The 16,613-nt window shown below is 63.4% G+C and carries 18 protein-coding genes; 6 read left to right on the top strand and 12 right to left on the bottom strand.

Features of this window, described 5'->3' with window-relative positions; genetic code table 11:
- Window positions 1-51: 51 nt before the first annotated feature.
- From ACGYLI_RS05570 to ACGYLI_RS05555, 4 genes are all read right to left on the bottom strand, one after another.
- Window positions 52-1,023: a beta-ketoacyl-ACP synthase III gene (locus ACGYLI_RS05570; protein WP_394417902.1), complete on the bottom strand. Its 972-nt coding sequence runs from the start codon at window positions 1,021-1,023 to the stop codon at window positions 52-54.
- Complete coding sequence (gene plsX / locus ACGYLI_RS05565; protein ID WP_209217708.1) at window positions 1,020-2,096, bottom strand: phosphate acyltransferase PlsX; 1,077 nt, start codon at window positions 2,094-2,096, stop codon at window positions 1,020-1,022. The genes ACGYLI_RS05570 and plsX overlap by 4 nt, the downstream gene beginning before the upstream one ends.
- A 50-nt stretch (window positions 2,097-2,146) precedes the next feature.
- The gene (rpmF, locus tag ACGYLI_RS05560) at window positions 2,147-2,353 is read right to left on the bottom strand and encodes a 50S ribosomal protein L32 (protein ID WP_067265873.1); all 207 of its coding nucleotides are present in this window, start codon (window positions 2,351-2,353) and stop codon (window positions 2,147-2,149) included.
- A gap of 200 nt (window positions 2,354-2,553) precedes the next feature.
- On the bottom strand, window positions 2,554-3,105 hold the full coding sequence (locus tag ACGYLI_RS05555) for a DUF177 domain-containing protein (protein ID WP_067265875.1): 552 nt from the start codon (window positions 3,103-3,105) through the stop codon (window positions 2,554-2,556).
- A 90-nt stretch (window positions 3,106-3,195) separates the two neighbouring features.
- Here ACGYLI_RS05555 and ACGYLI_RS05550 point away from each other — a divergent pair, with 90 nt between their 5' ends.
- The 3 genes from ACGYLI_RS05550 (at window position 3,196) to ACGYLI_RS05540 (ending at window position 6,309) form a co-directional block, all read left to right on the top strand.
- On the top strand, window positions 3,196-3,660 hold the full coding sequence (locus ACGYLI_RS05550; protein ID WP_067265877.1) for an outer membrane protein assembly factor BamE: 465 nt from the start codon (window positions 3,196-3,198) through the stop codon (window positions 3,658-3,660).
- A 62-nt stretch (window positions 3,661-3,722) separates the two neighbouring features.
- A complete protein-coding gene (locus ACGYLI_RS05545) occupies window positions 3,723-4,442 on the top strand; it encodes a GNAT family N-acetyltransferase (RefSeq protein WP_394417898.1) in 720 nt (239 codons plus the stop codon).
- Between the two features lie 55 nt (window positions 4,443-4,497).
- Window positions 4,498-6,309: an ABC-F family ATP-binding cassette domain-containing protein gene (locus ACGYLI_RS05540; protein WP_394407909.1), complete on the top strand. Its 1,812-nt coding sequence runs from the start codon at window positions 4,498-4,500 to the stop codon at window positions 6,307-6,309.
- On the opposite strand, the gene ACGYLI_RS05535 is transcribed toward ACGYLI_RS05540, so the two are convergent.
- The 3 genes from ACGYLI_RS05535 to tyrS all read right to left on the bottom strand — a co-directional run bounded on the left by ACGYLI_RS05535 (window position 6,306) and on the right by tyrS (window position 9,057).
- Window positions 6,306-6,917: a hypothetical protein gene (locus ACGYLI_RS05535; RefSeq protein ID WP_394417896.1), complete on the bottom strand. Its 612-nt coding sequence runs from the start codon at window positions 6,915-6,917 to the stop codon at window positions 6,306-6,308. The two genes, ACGYLI_RS05540 and ACGYLI_RS05535, sit on opposite strands and share 4 nt — an antisense overlap.
- Window positions 6,917-7,672, bottom strand: a complete 756-nt coding sequence (locus ACGYLI_RS05530) for a 3-hydroxyacyl-CoA dehydrogenase (protein WP_394417893.1) — start codon at window positions 7,670-7,672, stop codon at window positions 6,917-6,919. Before ACGYLI_RS05530 ends, ACGYLI_RS05535 begins: the two co-directional genes overlap by 1 nt.
- A 134-nt stretch (window positions 7,673-7,806) precedes the next feature.
- Window positions 7,807-9,057, bottom strand: coding sequence for a tyrosine--tRNA ligase (gene tyrS, locus ACGYLI_RS05525; RefSeq protein ID WP_394417890.1), 1,251 nt, complete (start codon window positions 9,055-9,057; stop codon window positions 7,807-7,809).
- A gap of 66 nt (window positions 9,058-9,123) precedes the next feature.
- On the opposite strand from tyrS, the gene ACGYLI_RS05520 reads away from it, so the two are divergent.
- Together ACGYLI_RS05520 and ACGYLI_RS05515 are read left to right on the top strand one after the other, a co-directional pair.
- On the top strand, window positions 9,124-10,251 hold the full coding sequence (locus ACGYLI_RS05520; RefSeq protein ID WP_394417887.1) for an anhydro-N-acetylmuramic acid kinase: 1,128 nt from the start codon (window positions 9,124-9,126) through the stop codon (window positions 10,249-10,251).
- A gap of 233 nt (window positions 10,252-10,484) precedes the next feature.
- Complete coding sequence (locus ACGYLI_RS05515) at window positions 10,485-11,165, top strand: hypothetical protein (RefSeq protein ID WP_394417884.1); 681 nt, start codon at window positions 10,485-10,487, stop codon at window positions 11,163-11,165.
- A gap of 49 nt (window positions 11,166-11,214) precedes the next feature.
- Here ACGYLI_RS05515 and ACGYLI_RS05510 read toward each other — a convergent pair whose 3' ends face one another.
- From ACGYLI_RS05510 to ACGYLI_RS05500, 3 genes are read right to left on the bottom strand one after another with little or no spacing between them, the layout of a single operon-like run.
- On the bottom strand, window positions 11,215-11,751 hold the full coding sequence (locus ACGYLI_RS05510) for a GNAT family N-acetyltransferase (protein ID WP_394417881.1): 537 nt from the start codon (window positions 11,749-11,751) through the stop codon (window positions 11,215-11,217).
- Window positions 11,751-13,028: a phosphopyruvate hydratase gene (gene eno / locus ACGYLI_RS05505; RefSeq protein ID WP_271691385.1), complete on the bottom strand. Its 1,278-nt coding sequence runs from the start codon at window positions 13,026-13,028 to the stop codon at window positions 11,751-11,753. Before eno ends, ACGYLI_RS05510 begins: the two co-directional genes overlap by 1 nt.
- A gap of 33 nt (window positions 13,029-13,061) precedes the next feature.
- Entirely contained in the window at window positions 13,062-13,964 is a 903-nt protein-coding gene (locus ACGYLI_RS05500; protein WP_394417877.1) for a DMT family transporter, read from the bottom strand.
- Between the two features lie 130 nt (window positions 13,965-14,094).
- On the opposite strand from ACGYLI_RS05500, the gene ACGYLI_RS05495 reads away from it, so the two are divergent.
- Window positions 14,095-15,156, top strand: a complete 1,062-nt coding sequence (locus tag ACGYLI_RS05495) for an AbrB family transcriptional regulator (RefSeq protein ID WP_394417874.1) — start codon at window positions 14,095-14,097, stop codon at window positions 15,154-15,156.
- 7 nt (window positions 15,157-15,163) lie between these two features.
- Here ACGYLI_RS05495 and ACGYLI_RS05490 read toward each other — a convergent pair whose 3' ends face one another.
- Both ACGYLI_RS05490 and ACGYLI_RS05485 read right to left on the bottom strand, forming a co-directional pair.
- The gene (locus ACGYLI_RS05490; protein ID WP_394417871.1) at window positions 15,164-15,862 is read right to left on the bottom strand and encodes an NYN domain-containing protein; all 699 of its coding nucleotides are present in this window, start codon (window positions 15,860-15,862) and stop codon (window positions 15,164-15,166) included.
- Window positions 15,859-16,278: a Fur family transcriptional regulator gene (locus tag ACGYLI_RS05485; protein WP_067265902.1), complete on the bottom strand. Its 420-nt coding sequence runs from the start codon at window positions 16,276-16,278 to the stop codon at window positions 15,859-15,861. Before ACGYLI_RS05485 ends, ACGYLI_RS05490 begins: the two co-directional genes overlap by 4 nt.
- Window positions 16,279-16,613: the final 335 nt, after the last annotated feature.

Here is a 16,613-nt window from a genome sequence, read left to right as displayed (position 1 = left end):
TGCCCGGATCGAGCACGATTCGGCAGAGATTTTCCGCGTTAGCTCAGGGACTTACCAGCGCAGGACAACAGAACCCCAAGCCAGACCGCCGCCGATGGCTTCGGTGACGATCAGATCGCCCTTGTTGATCTGGCCGCGCTCACGGCCCACCGACAGCGCCAGCGGGATCGAGGCGGCAGAGGTGTTGCCGTGGTCTTGTACGGTCACGACAACGCGCTCCATCGGCAGGCTTAGTTTCTTGGCGGTGCCTTGGATGATGCGGATGTTCGCCTGATGCGGCACGATCCAATCGACATCCTCGGCGCTGACACCGGCGCGGTCCATCGCGGTATTGGCGGTGGCGGCGAGTTTTTCCACCGCATGGCGGAACACCTGATTGCCCTGCATCCGCAGATAGCCGGTGGTGCCTGTGCTGACGCCGCCATCGACGTAGAGCAACTCGCGGTAGCGCCCGTCGGAATTCAGGTCAGTCGCAAGGATCCCGCGATCCTCGGGCGTGCCTTGCCCTTCTTGCGCCTCAAGCAGCAGCGCGCCTGCGCCGTCGCCGAAAAGCACACAGGTCGACCGGTCGGTCCAATCCATGATGCGGCTGAAAGTCTCGGCCCCGATCACCAGCACATTGCGCGCCTGACCGGAAACGATAAGCGCATTGGCGTTCGCCAGCGCATAGACAAAACCCGCGCAGACCGCCTGCACGTCAAAAGCGAAACCATTGGTCATGCCCAGTTCGGCCTGCACCATGGTCGCGGCCGACGGGAATGTCAGGTCGGGGGTGGAAGTGGCCACGACGATCGCGTCGACATCAGAGACATCGCGCCCCGCGTCTTCAAGCGCCTTGCGCGCGGCGGCGCTGGCCATGGAAGAGGTCGTCTCACCTTCGGCGGCGAAGTGGCGGCGTTCGATGCCCGAGCGCGAGCGGATCCATTCGTCATTCGTGTCGAGGGTCGCTTCAAATTCGGCATTTTCCACGACACGGGCGGGCAGGTAGTGGCCACAACCAGTGACAACGGCGCGCAGGCTCATTTGACGGACTCCTCAGCTGGCAGCGTCGCGGCGACGCGAGCGGCTAGCTTGTCATTGAATTTATTCTGCGACAACTGCGCGGCGAGTTTGATCGCAGCGGAGATGCCGGTCGCATCGGCGGAGCCGTGCGATTTCACCACCGTGCCGTTCAAACCCAGAAAGACACCGCCGTTCACACGGCGCGGGTCGATCTTTTTGCTGAGACGGCGCAGAGAGGTATAGGCCAGCAGCGAGGCCAGCCGCGATAGGGGCGAATATTTGAACGCTTCGCGCAGCCGGTCGCCAATCATACTGGCCGTGCCTTCGCCGGTTTTGATCGCGACATTGCCGGTGAACCCATCGGTCACGATGACATCGGCGCGGTTGCCCGAGATATCGCCCCCCTCAACGAAACCGACGAATTCAAACCCGGTGGCATCACCTTGGGCGCGAATCAAATCATAGGCTTCTTTGAGTTCGGTGCGGCCCTTATGCTCTTCGGTGCCGACATTCAGCAGCCCCACGCGGGGGCGCTGCAAATCCATACCGTTGCGGGCGTAGGAGGTGCCCATCAGCGCGAAACGCAACAGATCATCGGCGTCGGCGCGCACATCGGCGCCCACGTCGAGCATCACGTTGAAGCCCTGCGGGTTGGAAGAGGGGTAGAGCACGGCAATTGCAGGGCGATTCACGCCCGGCAATTTGCGCAGCCGTATCATCGACATCGCCATCAGCGCGCCGGTATTGCCGCAAGAGACAGCCACAGCCGCCTCTCCGCTGCGCACGGATTCGATGGCAGACCACATGGAACTGTCTTTGCCGGTGCGCACGACTTGGCTGGGCTTGTCGTCCATCGTGACGACATCCGTGGCGTGACGTATCTCGCAACGGCCCGACAACTCACCACGTTTGGCGATCAAAGGCTCCAACTGATCACGGGGACCATGCAGGATAAAACCGATATCGGGATTTGCTGTCGCAGAAAGCGCACACCCGGCAACAACTGCTGCCGGGCCTTCGTCACCCCCCATCGCGTCGACCGAGATCAGGGTGTGTCCGGCTTTCGCGTTGGGGTGATCGGGCTGGGCCGTCATCAGTGCGAATGCCTCACTGCCTAAGAGAAAACCTTAAAAACTACCGCAGCTTATGCTGCGTCGTCTTCCAGGTCCACTTCTTCGGTCAGGGCGACAACTTCGGCGTCGTCATAGTGACCGCAAGCCGCGCAGATGTGGTGGGGGCGCTTCAGCTCACCGCAGTTCGAACATTCGTTCGGGTTCGCCGCAGAGAGCGAATCGTGAGCGCGGCGGTTGTTGCGGCGGGATTTGGATACTTTATTCTGTTGGACAGCCATGTCTGGTGCCTTTGCCTTCGGGGTTGCTGACTTGGCAAAGCAGGCCGCAACCGTGTTTCAATTCGGACCCCGTTTCGGGCGTGACGACGCTTTAGGGCCGCAGCCGCGCAATGTCCAACCTTAATTCGGGTGAGGGCGGCAAAATAACGCGAAACCGGCGCGATGCAAGCGCGAATTTCCGCGGTTTTCCGCTTGTTTCCTTAGGTTTCGTCTTTCTTCAGCGCATCGCGCAGCGCGCCCAAGCCCGCAAAGGGCCGCGCGTCTTCGTCCGTCATCGGCTTTTGCCCCGGTTCGGCATGAACCATCTGGCCCAGTTCGGCGTCGCCTTTGCGGGGATATTCCGGCACTTCCAGCGCCAGCGCCTCGATCATGACCTGCGCGGGGTCGATCCATTGTCCCAAAGGCTCTGTCGTATCGTCCTCGGGCATTTCGACCTCCTCTTCTTCGGGGAGTTCGAAATCATGGATGAAACGGCGGGTGATATCGGCGTCGATCCGCGTGGTCACTGGCTCAAGCGTGACGACGCAGGGCTGCACCACGGTCGCGCCCAGTTTCCCGTCCAGCTGCCAGTCCTGTTTGCCGAGCGGTTTGATGCTACCCGAAAAGCTAAGTTTGCGCAGGGCCGAGAGATCGAGTTCCTCGGCGATCTGTGCCAGCGCTTCCGCCTCAGGGCGCAGCGCGAACGCGTTTGGCTCCGTCTGGGACAGGTCCGCGACCCGAAGAGCGGTTGGCGTAGGTGATTTGCGCGACATGAGATCCGACTTTCGTTTCTTGTACACTTGGGGTGCCTTGGTGTATGCGAAATAAAAGCCATAATCCGTCAGGGCAAGAGGGCAGACCAAATGCGCAAAACCAAACAGACCGGCAAGACGCACCTCCGGATCGCGGGTATGGGCCTTGCACTTCTTCTGACCGCCTGTAGCCCGCAGTATGAGAACCACGGCTATGTGCCGCCGCAAGACCAGCTTGAGCAGGTCGTTGTGGGCAGCGATACCAAAGAAAGCGTCGCGCAGAAGATCGGTGTGCCCACGGTTTCGGGTGTTTTGAGCGATGATAGTTACTATTACGTTAAGATGCGCAAACGCGCGCTCGGCTTCATGGCCCCGAAAGAGATCGAGCGTGAGGTGGTGACCGTCAGCTTCAATGAAGCCGGTGTGGTGTCGAATGTCGAACGCTTCGGGCTTGAACGCGGGCAGGTCGTGCCGCTGTCGCGCCGCGTGACGACATCGCCTGTGGCCGACAACACCTTCCTGCGCCAGCTTCTGGGCAACCTTGGCCGCTTCAGCCCGTCGGCCTTCGGCAGCTAAGTTCCCCTTGGCATGCCCCGGCAGCGGGGCAGGGCCGCGGATAAGCGAAGGCGACCTCGCAGATGACCCAAGCGCCCCCGGGCCGATATCTGACGCGCGAAGCCCTCACGCCCGGGGACATCACCCGGGCGCAGGCGCTGCGGACGCAGTGTTTTCAGACCGGGACCGTCGACCATGATGCATTCGACGCGGCAGCGCGGCATTTTCTGATAGAGGATCGCGACAGCGGCACATTGGTCTGCTGCTTTCGCCTGACCCTGTTTCAGGGCGCGGAGCTGGCCCAGAGCTATGCCGCACAGTTTTACGATCTGAGCCGTCTGGGGCGCACGCAAGGCGCCATGCTGGAACTGGGCCGCTTTTGTATCCACCCAGAATGGCAAGACCACGACATTCAGCGCCTCGCTTGGGGGCAATTGGTGCGGGAAGTCGATGACAGCAGCGCGGCGCTTTTGTTTGGCTGTTCCTCTTTCACGGGCACGGATCCGACCCGCTACCGCGATGCCTTTGCCCTGTTGAAACAACAGCATCTTGCCCCCGCGGAATGGCGCCCCCGCGTCAGGGCGGCTGAGATCCACCCCTATGCCCGCGAGCGCCACAGCCCCGATCCCCGGCGCGCGCGCCAGCAAATCCCGCCGCTGCTGCGCAGCTATCTGGCGATGGGCGGTTGGGTCAGCGATCACGCCGTGATCGACCGGCAAATGGGCACGCTGCATGTCTTCACCGGGCTGGAGATCGCCGGGATCCCGCCCAACCGCGCGCGGCTTTTGCGGGCGCTGGCCTGAAGCCGCACCGCCTTTGGACATTGACCTTGCCCGCGCCGAAAGATAGCTGGCAGGCATGGCACGCGCACCCCTTTTACAACTCACCGACATTTCGCTGACCTTTGGTGGCGATCCTGTTTTCGAAGACCTCTCCCTCGTGGTTCAGACCGGCGATCGGTTGGCCTTGGTGGGCCGCAACGGCTCGGGCAAATCGACGCTGATGAAGGTCATGGCCGGGCTGGTAGAGCCCGACAGCGGGGCGGTTGTGGCCGGGCCCGGCGTCTCGGTCGGCTATATGGAGCAGGAGCCGGACCTCTCGGGCTTTGAGACGCTTGGCGACTTCGCGGCCCATGGGCTGGATCCGGGTGAGATGTATAAGGTGGAACGCGCCGGCGAGGGGCTGAAGTTTGACCCGGCGCGCCCTGTGGCCACCGCATCGGGCGGGGAGCGTCGCCGCGCGGCACTGGCGCGGCTGATGGCCGAAGAGCCGGAACTGATGCTGCTGGACGAGCCGACCAACCACCTCGACATCGAAGCCATCGCATGGCTCGAATCCGAGCTAAAGGGCACCCGCACCGCCTTTGTCATCATCAGCCACGACCGCGCCTTCCTGCGCGAGCTGACCCGCGCGACCCTCTGGGTCGACCGCGGCACCGTGCGCCGTCAGGACATCGGCTTTGAAGGGTTCGAGGCATGGCGCGATCAGGTCTGGGAAGAAGAGGACATGCAGCGCCACAAGCTGAACCGCAAGATCAAGGCCGAGGCGCGTTGGGCGGTCGAGGGGATCTCGGCCCGGCGCAAGCGCAATCAGGGCCGGGTGCGCGCGCTTCAAGAGTTGCGCGCCGAACGTTCGGCGCAGATCAAACGGCAGGGCACGGCGGCCATGGCGTTGGAGGCTGGGCCGAAGTCAGGCCGCAAGGTGATCGAAGCGAGCGGCATCGCCAAGAAGTTCGGCGACAAACAGATCCTGCGCGATTTCTCGATCACGGTGCAGCGCGGCGACCGGATTGCGTTGGTCGGGCCGAATGGTGTGGGTAAGACCACGCTTTTGAACATGCTGATCGGCAAAGAACAGCCCGACGCGGGCGAGATCAAGCTCGGCACCAATCTGGAACTGGCGCTGTTCGATCAGGCGCGCGCGCAGCTTGACGGCGACATGACCCTTTGGGACAGCCTGACCGGCGATCCCGAAATGCGCGTCTCGGGCAAGGCCGATCAGGTGCTGGTGCGGGGTCAGCCGAAACATGTGGTCGGCTACCTCAAGGAATTCCTTTTCGATGAAGCACAGGCCCGCGCGCCGGTCCGCTCGCTTTCGGGCGGCGAAAAGGCACGGCTGCTCTTGGCCAAGATCATGGCGCGCTCCTCGAACCTTTTGGTGCTCGACGAGCCGACGAATGATCTCGACGTCGAGACGCTCGACCTCATGCAGGAACTCTTGGGCACCTATGACGGCACCGTGCTGCTGGTCAGCCACGACCGTGACTTCCTCGACCGCGTGGCGGCGACCACCATCGCGATGGAAGGGGATGGCCGCGCCACGGTCTATGCGGGCGGCTGGTCCGATTATCTGGCACAGCGCGGGCAGGATGATTTCGCCCAAAGCGTGGTTAAACCCAAGCCAAGCAAACCCGAGCCGAAAGCGGAGAAAAAGCAATCCGCGGGCGGGCTCAGCTTTACCGAAAAACACCGGCTCGAAGCCTTGCCTGCTGAGATCGAGCGGCTGGAGGCGGAGATCGGCAAGCTCGAAGAACTGCTCAGCGATGCAGAGCTTTTCACCCGTGAGCCGGTGAAGTTTCAGAAAGCCACCGATGCGCTGGTGCAGCGGCATGAAAAGCTCTCTAACGCCGAAGAAGAGTGGATGGCGCTGGAGGAGAAGGCGCAGGGCTAACCCCGCGCCTCTGCCAGAGCGATCTGCGGGCGGTAGCCGTTGCGGAATGCCGCGACGATGCTCGGCGGGGTGAGCAGGGTAACGCGGCCCTGCGGGCGTCGCTGCGCGGCCCCGTAGCCCTCCGTCGCATAGGGGTGAAGGGCATCGCCGAGAAGCACGCCGCTCTGGCCGTCGTGATCCAAGACGAAACTGCCGTCGGGCAGGTTCTGTGCTTCTACATCCCCATGGCGGCGCTGACGAAAAACGCGCGGCACGGCGCGTTCGGCGTGCAACTGACGGTCCAGATCCGCGGCGGGGCCGGCGAGGTCGCAACCCGCGCGAAACCGTCGATAATCCGCGGCACGGCATTCCGCGCAAGGGCGGTGACCGGCGGCAAAGGCCACGGCCTCATCAAGAAAGAACAGCTCGGTATAATGGCGGGGCGCCATAAGCTTGCGGCGACGCCCCTTGAAACTGAGCCGACAACAAACCCAATTCTGATGCGCCCAACGGCGTTTGGGGTGCAGTCCGTTTTCGTCATGCAGGATGCCTCGGTTGCCCATGAAGCTGCCCCGCGCCGGGTGGGCGATGATCTCCCCATCAGGTTGCACGCGGTTTTGCAGCGGCATCAGCGCATCCTGAGCGCGCCGTCGAGGCGGATCACCTCTCCATTGAGATAGCCCATTTCGACGATGAACCCGGCCAGCCGTCCGTATTCCGCCGGATCGCCAAGGCGCGGCGGGTTGGGCACATCCTTGGCCAATTCGGCCTGCACCTCTTCCGGCAGCCCGGCCAGCATCGGCGTTTTGAAGATGCCCGGCGCGATGGTCATCACGCGAATCCCTTCCTTGGCCAGATCCCGCGCCATCGGCAGGGTCATGCCCGCGATCCCGCCCTTGGAGGCAGCATAGGCGGCTTGGCCCTTCTGCCCGTCGAAGGCGGCGATGGAGGCGGTGTTGATGATCACCCCGCGCGCGCCGTCGTCTTCGGGGGTGTTCTTGGCCATGGCCACCGCCGCCAGCCGCGCCACGTTGAAACTGCCGACGAGGTTGATGTCGATGGTGCGTTGAAAGGCGTCGAGCGGATGCGGCCCGTCGCGGCCCGTGGTTTTGATCCCAAGTGCGATACCCGCGCAATTCACCGCCGCGGTGATCCAGCCCATCTTTTCTTGGGCATAGTCCACCGCTTCCTGCACCGAGGTCTCATCCGTTACATCGGTCAAGACGTAGTGGCCGCCGATCTCTTTCGCGATGGCTTCGCCCCGGGCAGCGTCACGGTCCAACAGGGTGACCTGCGCGCCCTGCGACGCGAAATAGCGCGCGGTGGCTTCGCCAAGCCCCGATGCGCCCCCGGTGACGATGGCGGCTGTACTGTCTAGTTTCATGATGGCTCCCCCCGATATGAACACTTGTTCAGTTCAGCACGAAGTCTCACCCCATGCAAGGGATGCCGTTGCGGCGGCTGTAGGGCGGCGGGAGTGGGGAAGACGGGGCAGACCGAAGCCCGCCCCGTGAGAGATCAGCCGACCTGCACCAGCGCGTGGCGCTTCTTGCCCGCGCTGAGTTTAACCGGAGAGGACAGCGCGCCTGCGTCCAGCATCATGCCCGCATCCGTGAGCGGCTGGTCGTCGATCCGCGCGCCATTCTCGGCAATCAGGCGCTTGGCCTCTTTGCCGGAACCCGCAAGGCCCGATTTCACCAGCAGTTGCACAATGGAGACGCCATCGCCCACATCAGCCGCCGACAGGGTCAGTGTGGGCAGGTCATCGCCCACACCGCCTTTTTCAAAGACTTCGCGCGCGGTGGCTTCGGCGTTGCGGGCGGCCTCTTCCCCGTGGAGGAGACCCGTGACCTCATTGGCCAGACGCACCTTCGCCTCGTTGATCTCGGATCCGGCAAGCGCGCCCAGACGGTCGCATTCATCGACCGGCAGCTCGGTGTAGAGCTTGAGGAAACGGCCCACATCGGCATCGGTGCAATTGCGCCAGAACTGCCAGAACTCATAAGGGCTCAGCATATCGCCATTGAGCCAGACTGCACCGCCCGCCGATTTGCCCATCTTCTTGCCGTCGCTGGTGGTCAAGAGCGGTGACGTCAGGCCGTAAACCTCCCCATCGATCACCCGGCGGGTCAGGTCGATGCCGTTGACGATATTGCCCCATTGATCCGACCCGCCCATCTGGAGAATGCAGCCATAGCGGCGGTGCAGCTCCATGAAGTCATAGGCTTGGAGAATCATGTAGTTGAACTCAAGGAAAGACAGCGACTGCTCGCGGTCCAAACGGGACTTCACGCTCTCAAAGCTCAGCATCCGGTTAATCGAAAAATGCCGCCCGATGTCGCGCAGGAATTCGAGGTAGTTCAACCCGTCGAGCCATTCCGCGTTGTTCAGCATCAAGGCGCCATTTTCGCCCTCGCTGTAATCGAGGTATTGGGCAAAGACCTGACGGATGCCTTCGATATTGTTGTCGATCGCCTCGGGCGTCAGCAGCGGGCGCTCGTCCGAGCGGAAGGACGGATCGCCCACCTTGGTCGTGCCGCCACCCATCAGGGTGATCGGCTTGCCGCCGCATTTCTGCAGCCAGCGCAGCATCATGATATTGACCAGATGCCCCACGTGCAGCGATTTGGCCGTGGCGTCATAGCCCACATAGGCCGGGGCCGCGCCTTTCAGCAGGGCTTCGTCCAACCCCTGATAATCGGTGCAATCGGCCAGAAAGCCGCGCTGCATCATCGTGTGGATGAACTCCGATTTGGGATGGTATGTCATGGTGACTTGCCTCAAAACTGTATTGCGGGGCAATCTATATGCGCACGAGCGGCAAAGGAAAAGGCCATGAATAGGGCCAAGCACAGGCAAGATGCCGGAACCAAAGTGGTGACGGCTTTGGGAATGATGTCGGGCACCTCTCTCGATGGGGTGGACGCCGCGATTTTGCGCACTGACGGGCAGGATATCACAGGCTTTGGCCGCAGCGACTATCGCAGCTATTCCGCCGATGAGCGGCGCGTGATCGCCGCGGGGTTCGGCAAGTGGCACGGGGCCGAGGTTGAGGAGGCAGCCAAGGCGGTGGAGGCCGCGCATCTGGCGCTTATCGCCGATCTGCTGAAGGATGAGGCCGAAGTCGAACTCATAGGGTTCCACGGCCAGACGTTGGCCCACGCCCCACGCATGCAGGGCACGCTGCAAGTCGGCAACGGCGCGCTGCTGGCGCGAGAGATTGGCCTGCCCGTGGTCTGGGATTTCCGCAGCGCCGATGTTGAACTGGGCGGCGAGGGCGCACCGCTCGCCCCCTTCTTTCACCACGCCTGCGCACGCTACGCCGGGCAAAAAGGGCCGGTGGCCTTCCTGAACCTCGGCGGCGTGGGCAACCTGACATGGGTCGACCCGCGCGTGGCCCGCCCGGAGGAGGACGGCGCGTTGCTGGCCTTTGACACCGGCCCCGCCAATGCGCCGATCAATGATTTGATGCAGACCCGCCTTGGCCAAGACTACGACGAAGGCGGCAAGCTCGCCGCGCGGGGCAGGGTGGAGCAGGGCGCCTTGGAGCTGTTTCTGGCCGAGCCTTATTTCGCACGCATGCCGCCCAAATCCCTCGACCGGAATGATTTTGCCGAGATGGTGGCTCTTGTGGGTGAGCTCTCCGATGCCGATGCCTGCGCCACCCTCACCGCCATGTGCGCCGCTGGCGTGGCCGAGGCGATGCAGCATTGCCCAGCCTCGCCCGAACGCGTCTATGTGACGGGCGGCGGGCGGCATAATCCGGTGCTGATGCGAATGTTGGATGTAAGCCTCGATTGCCCCGTCACCCCGGTGGAGGAGATCGGGCTCGATGGCGATATGCTGGAGGCGCAGGCCTTTGCCTATCTGGCAGTACGCGTGGCGCGCGGGCTTCCAACCTCGTGCCCCGGCACGACAGGCGTCCGCGCCGCCGTTGGCGGGGGCACCGTCAGCCGGGAGTGAGGTGAACGGGGCGTTGCCTAACTTTGACGGAAAGGTGCCGAAGAAGGATTTTAAGGCCCCAGCGTGCAGCGGCTATGCCGTCATATCGGCAAGAGCGCCAACTTGCTAACAAAGTTGCAAAAAATACAACTATAGCGCAATTTCCTTGAAACATCGTTCCGACTTCCCGCGTAGGTTCCCTGTGGGGGCTAAGGGTCGAAGGCATTCGACCGGCTTAGAGAAGGAGATTCGCTATGACTATCTTTCACACAGGTGCTTTCAAAAACAGCCTCGCCGCTACGGCAGTGACGCTCATGCTCGCGCCCGCGGCGCAGGCCGAAATCGGCCTCGGGGTTGGGGTCAGCGTCGGGGGCCATGGCGACCATGGCGGCGCGGATGTCGGTGTCGGCGCTTCGGTTGGCGGCAGTGACGGCATCGGGGCCGGGGTTGGTGCTTCGGTCGGCGGCAGTGATGGCATCGGGGCCGGGGTTGGTGCTTCGGTCGGCGGGAGCGACGGTGTGAACGCAGGCGTCGGCGCTTCGGTGGGCGGCGGTGACGGTCTGGGGGCCGGAGCTGGCGTCTCGGTCGGCGGGGGCAGCGGCCACAGCGGGACAGATGACCCCGATAGCACCCCTACAGCGACTGCAGGCCGGGCGACCATCGGCGGCGACAACAGTGCCACCACACCAAGGCCGATCAACATCGCGACCCTCATCGGCGCGCCGGTCTGGAGCAAAGACAGTGTCTTGGTCGGCATGATCGAAGAGGTCGCCCCGGGGCCAAACGGCAAGGTCGACGCGGTTCTGCGCCTCAACGCAGCCCTTGAGACCGACCGGGACATCATCCGCATGCGCATCGCGCCGCGCCTGTCGGACCGTGGGGCGCTGAAGCTGGGGTATTCGAAGCAGAAGTTCTTACAACTCTTCGCCGGGTAAACCGCGCAGCAATGAAAAACGGGGCGGCAATCTGGCCGCCCCGTTTGCGTTATTCCGCTGGCGCGGCCACATCCCTCAGCGGCATCTCGAAGAAACAGATCGCATCCCGCGTGAAATCCGGCATCGGCTGATAGGGCCCGCGCTCAACAAACCCGAGCGACCGATAAAGCGCGCGGGCAGGGGCGAAGCCTACGGAAGTGTCGAGATAGACCTTCTCGAACCCGTCCTCCCGCGCTTGATCGACAAGGCGCTGACAGATCGCCCGACCCGCTCCCGTGCCACGGGCCGCATCGGTGACGAAGACGCGTTTGATCTCGCTCTCCGTCTCGGTCAGCGCATGGGACATGCCACAGCCCAGGGGGATGCCATCCCGCTCCGCCAAGAGGATGATGCCGCGCGGGCGGGCGTGTTCCTCGGGCAGGCGCGCCATCAGGGCGCTGTATTTCTCTTGGGGGTAGAAGGTCTCGACGATCCGCTGTTCGGTCGGGCCGAAGTGATAGAGAAAGTCGCGATAGGCCCAGCAGAGGTCCACCACCGCCGCGAGGTCCGCAGCGGTGGTGACAGGGCGGATGGTGAGGGCCGACATCAGCCGCGCAGGATCGAGCGGCCCGCGTATTGAGCGGTCTCGCCCAGCATTTCTTCGATACGGATCAACTGGTTGTACTTCGCCAGCCTGTCGGACCGCGCCAGCGAGCCGGTTTTGATCTGGCCGCAGTTGGTGGCGACTGCAAGGTCGGCAATCGTGGCGTCTTCGGTCTCGCCCGAGCGGTGCGACATGACGTTGGTGTAGCCCGCGCGATGCGCGATATCGACCGCTTTGAGGGTTTCGGTCAGGGTGCCGATCTGGTTGACCTTGACCAGCATGGAGTTCGCCGCGCCGCGCTGGATGCCATCGCTCAGACGCGCGGGGTTGGTGACGAAAAGGTCATCGCCCACCAGTTGGACCTTGCCGCCCAAAAGGTCGGTCAGCGCCTTCCAACCGTCCCAATCGTCTTCGGCCATGCCGTCTTCGATGGAGATGATCGGGTAGTCGTTCACGAGCGCAGCGAGGTAGTCGGCGTTCTCTGCGCTGGACAGGGTTTTGCCTTCGCCGGAGAGGACATATTTGCCGTCTTTGTAGTATTCCGTCGCCGCGCAATCGAGGGCGAGATACATGTCTTCACCCGGTTTGTAGCCCGCTTTTTCGATGGACTTCAGAATGAAATCAAGCGCATCGCGCGACGAGCTGATGTTCGGGGCAAAGCCGCCTTCGTCGCCGATCCCGGTCGACAGGCCCGCGGCGGAAAGCTCTTTCTTCAGCGTGTGGAACACCTCGGCCCCCATGCGCACGGCTTCGCGGATGTTCTCCGCGGCGACCGGCATGATCATGAATTCCTGAATGTCGATCGGGTTGTCGGCATGTTCGCCGCCGTTGATGATGTTCATCATCGGCACTGGCAGGACGCGTGCGGTGGTGCCGCCGATGTAGCGGTAGAGCGGCTGCGCGCAGTAGTCCGCCGCCGCCTTGGCCGCGGCCATCGACACGCCCAAGATCGCATTGGCGCCGAGGCGGGATTTGTTCTCGGTCCCGTCGAGTTCGATCATCATCTCGTCGATCTCGACCTGTTCCGTCGCCTCGACCCCCACGAGCGCCTCGGCAATCTCTCCATTAACGGCGGCGCAGGCTTCGAGCACGCCTTTGCCCAGATAGCGCGACTTGTCGCCATCGCGCCGCTCGTTCGCCTCATAGGCGCCGGTCGAGGCACCGGAGGGGACAGCGGCGCGGCCCATGGTGCCGTCTTCGAGGATAACGTCGACTTCGACCGTCGGGTTGCCCCGGCTGTCGAGGATTTCGCGGGCGTGGATGTCGATGATCGTGCTCATGGGCTTTGTCCTCATGTTCGGGTTTGTGGCGGTTTACCCCGGCAGGCCCGGCTTGGAAAGACCACGGCGGGGCCGGGGGGTGATTTTGCGTTCGCGCAGCAGGGTATAGACCCCCGAGGCGATGATGACCGCGGCCCCAACCAGCGTCAACGTGTCGGGGGATTCGTCAAAAACCACGATCCCCGCCACCAGCGCAAAGAGCATCCGGGTATAGCGGAAGGGGGTGACAAAACTCACCTCGCCCACGCGCATGGCGGCGACGATCGCGTAATAGGCCAGCACCCCGATCACCATCGCCCCGGCGAGATAGAGCACCTCGGCCCCGCCGGGCATGGCGGCTGGCGTGCCTGCGGCCAGCATCAGGATCAGCCCTGCGGGGACCAAGACGATAAAGGCCAGAAAGCTAAGCTGCATGGAACTGATGCTTTTGGGAACTTTGCGTGTCGCCAAGTCGCGCAAAGCGAGGCCGATGACACCGGCCACGGCAAAGAGCGACAGCGCATTGAACCCCTCCAGCCCCGGGCGCACGATCAAAAGCACGCCGAGGAAGCCCACGACAATCGCGCTCCAGCGGCGCCAGCCGACCGGCTCGCCAAGGAACAGCGCCGCACCGAGGGTGACGGCCAACGGGGTCGCCTGCAAAATAGCCGAGGCCGAAGAGAGCGGCGTCAGCACGATGGCGGTGACGAAACAAAGCGTGCCCAGCACTTCGCCCACGGCACGCAGCAGGATCGGCTGCGTCAGCATATCGGCAGAGAACAGGCGCTTTCCCTGAATGCGCAGGATCACGGCGAAGATCGCCCCGCCGCCCGCGCCCAAAAGCGCGATGATCTGACCGACGGGAAGCGCATCGCTCGTCAGTTTGACGAACATGTCCTCGACCGCGAATCCGGCCATGGCCAGCACCATCAGCATCGCGCCGCGCAGATTGTCCATGATCACGCCCCTTCATCCCGTGGTATTGCCAGTCGCCCATGAACCTTTTGCGACGAAAGGGCAAGGGCGCGCGATGCGCGTCATGCGTGTGGCACTGGCGCAGGCTCTACCGGAGTGCTAGCCCTATCGCATGAGATGGTCGATCCCCTCGCTCGCCCCGCGCGACACAGTGCTGACCCTTGCGGCCGGGGCCTTTGGTGCGCTGCTGTTCTGGTGGCTGAATGCGCCGGTCTATATGCTGCTTGGCCCGGTGATCGCGGTGAGTGTCTTAGGCCTGATGGGGGTGCGCACGGCGGTCGATCCGCGGCTGCGGGATGCCTGTTTTGTCGTGCTGGGCATCGCCGTGGGGGCAGGGTTCAACCAAGATGCGGTGAACGCCATGCTGCGCTGGCCACTGGCCTTTGTCTTTATGACCGGGGTGATTTGGGGGATCATGGCGCTTTGCCGTTGGATGCTCGCGCGGTATTTTGGCTTTGACGCGCGCTCCGCGCTTCTGGCCTCGGCCCCCGGACATCTGAGTTTCGTGATGGCGATTGCCAGCGACAGCGGGTCGGACATGCCGCGCATTTCGATCACGCAGTCGGTCCGGCTTCTGGCGCTGACCATCGTCGTGCCTTTCGCCGCTTTGCTGATGGGCGTCGACATGACCGGGAATATCGCCCCTGCGGGCGCGGGGATGAGCCTGCTGTCGATCCTCGTGATGATCGGCGTCTCCGTCGTCGTGGGAATGATCTTTGCCCGGCTTTCCGTGCCCGCGCCGCTCTTGATGGGGGCGATGGTGGTCTCGGCCATCGCGCATCTGACGGAGCTGGAGACGGGCGTTCTGCCGGGCTGGCTGACCCTTGTCGCCTATCTCGTGCTCGGCAGCCTCATCGGTACGCGGTTTTCCGGCATCACGCCTGCGCGTCTGGCAAGCGGGCTTGGCGCGGGGCTGGCGATCACGGGCGTTGCGGTGGGGCTGGCGGGCCTCGGCGCGGTGCCGGTGGCCTGGGCGCTTGGCATGCCGCTGGGGCATGTGCTGGTGGCCTTCGCACCCGGCGGGCTAGAGACGATGATCGCCCTTGGCGCCGTGCTGGCGGTGGTGCCGGGCTTCGTGGCCGCCTGCCACATCATGCGTCTGGTGGTGCTGAGCCTGCTGTTGCCCGCCATGCTCGCCCGTGTGGCGCGGCAAGAGCAGCGCGCCGCCGAGTGATCCGGCGTTAGCTTTTTAGGCGGACCATCAAGCGGTTGCCATCTTTGCGCGTTTCCAAGGCTTTGAGGTCGGCGGCCAAGGCGCTCAGCTTGCCATGGCCATAGGTACGGCTGTCGAAATCGGGATGCGCCGCCTGAATGGTTTGGCCGATCTGGCCGAGGTTATACCAATCGTCTTCGGTGTCGATCTTGTCCATCGCGGCTTTGAACAGGGGCAGGGCATCGCCCACCTTGGCCTTGGCCCGCGAGGGGGTGTCGGGCTCTACCTCGTCGAGGTTTTCGATCAGGATGAAGCGGTTGTAGACATTGCGCAGCGAATCGTGGGTCTTCTTCTCGCCGATGCCGATAACGGTCACCCCATCCTCGCGCAGGCGGTTCACCAGGGCTGTGAAATCGCTGTCGGAGGAAACGATCACGATGATGTCGAAACGGCGGCTGTGCAGGATGTCCATCGCCTGAATGACCAGCCCGATGTCGCTGGCGTTCTTGCCCTTGGTGTTCGCGGTCTCTTGATGCGCCACCAGACCCAACTCGCGGATCGGGGCTTTCCAACCCTTGAGGTGGTCGTTCGACCAATCACCATAGACCCGGCGCAGGGCAGGCTCCCCAATCGTCGTGACCTCCCGCATGATGGCAGAGGCATGTTTTGCGGGCACGTTATCGGCGTCGATCAACACGGCCAGCAAAGGGCGGTCACGTTCTGTCATGGGTCATCCTTCTTGATCGGCACACCGTAGAGTTCCATCCGGTGGCCCTGTAACTTGTAACCCAGCTTGCGCGCGATCCGTTCCTGAAGCTCTTCGATTTCCGCATCGACGAACTCGATGACCTCGCCTGAGTTCACGTCGATCAGATGATCGTGATGCGCCCGCTGCGCGTCTTCATAGCGCGCCCGGCCATCGCCGAACTCCAGCTTGTCGAGAATGCCCGCTTCCTCAAACAGCTTCACCGTGCGGTAGACCGTGGCGATGGAGATGCCGCTGTCGATCACGCTGGCGCGGGTCAGGATCTCTTCGGCATCGGGGTGGTCTTCGCTGTCGTGAATCACCTGCGCGATGACCCGGCGTTGCCCTGTCATGCGCAGGCCCATCGCCTCGCAGCGTTTGATGATCGGGTTGCGCATCGTCTCGCCCTTCGTCCGTCGGACTACGGTCCTAGCATTTTAGCACCGCCGGACGCCACCGGAATTGACCACGCAGGTTGACTTTTGCGCCCGCACCGCCCATGTGGGGATCAAGCGAAGCCTTCTGCCGCGTGAGCAGTATCAGCGCCAAGCCCCATGAGGGGCCTCTGGGACGCTGACGACAAGGCCCGCCGATGTTCCCAAAATCACGCGTGGGGCCAAGCGCGACAGACGGGTGTGAGGCATGTGGCCTGCGCCCGCGATCTGGCTTGCGCGACCCCGTGGCGCCTGTTGAGTGGCGCGGCGAAAGAACATGGCGCGTGTTTTCGCGGGCC

Source organism: Sulfitobacter sp. 1A13421, assembly GCF_043557285.1.
GTDB lineage: Bacteria > Pseudomonadota > Alphaproteobacteria > Rhodobacterales > Rhodobacteraceae > Sulfitobacter > Sulfitobacter faviae.
The sequence above is the reverse complement of the archived record's forward strand: the minus strand, read 5'-3'. Positions and strand labels throughout refer to the sequence as shown.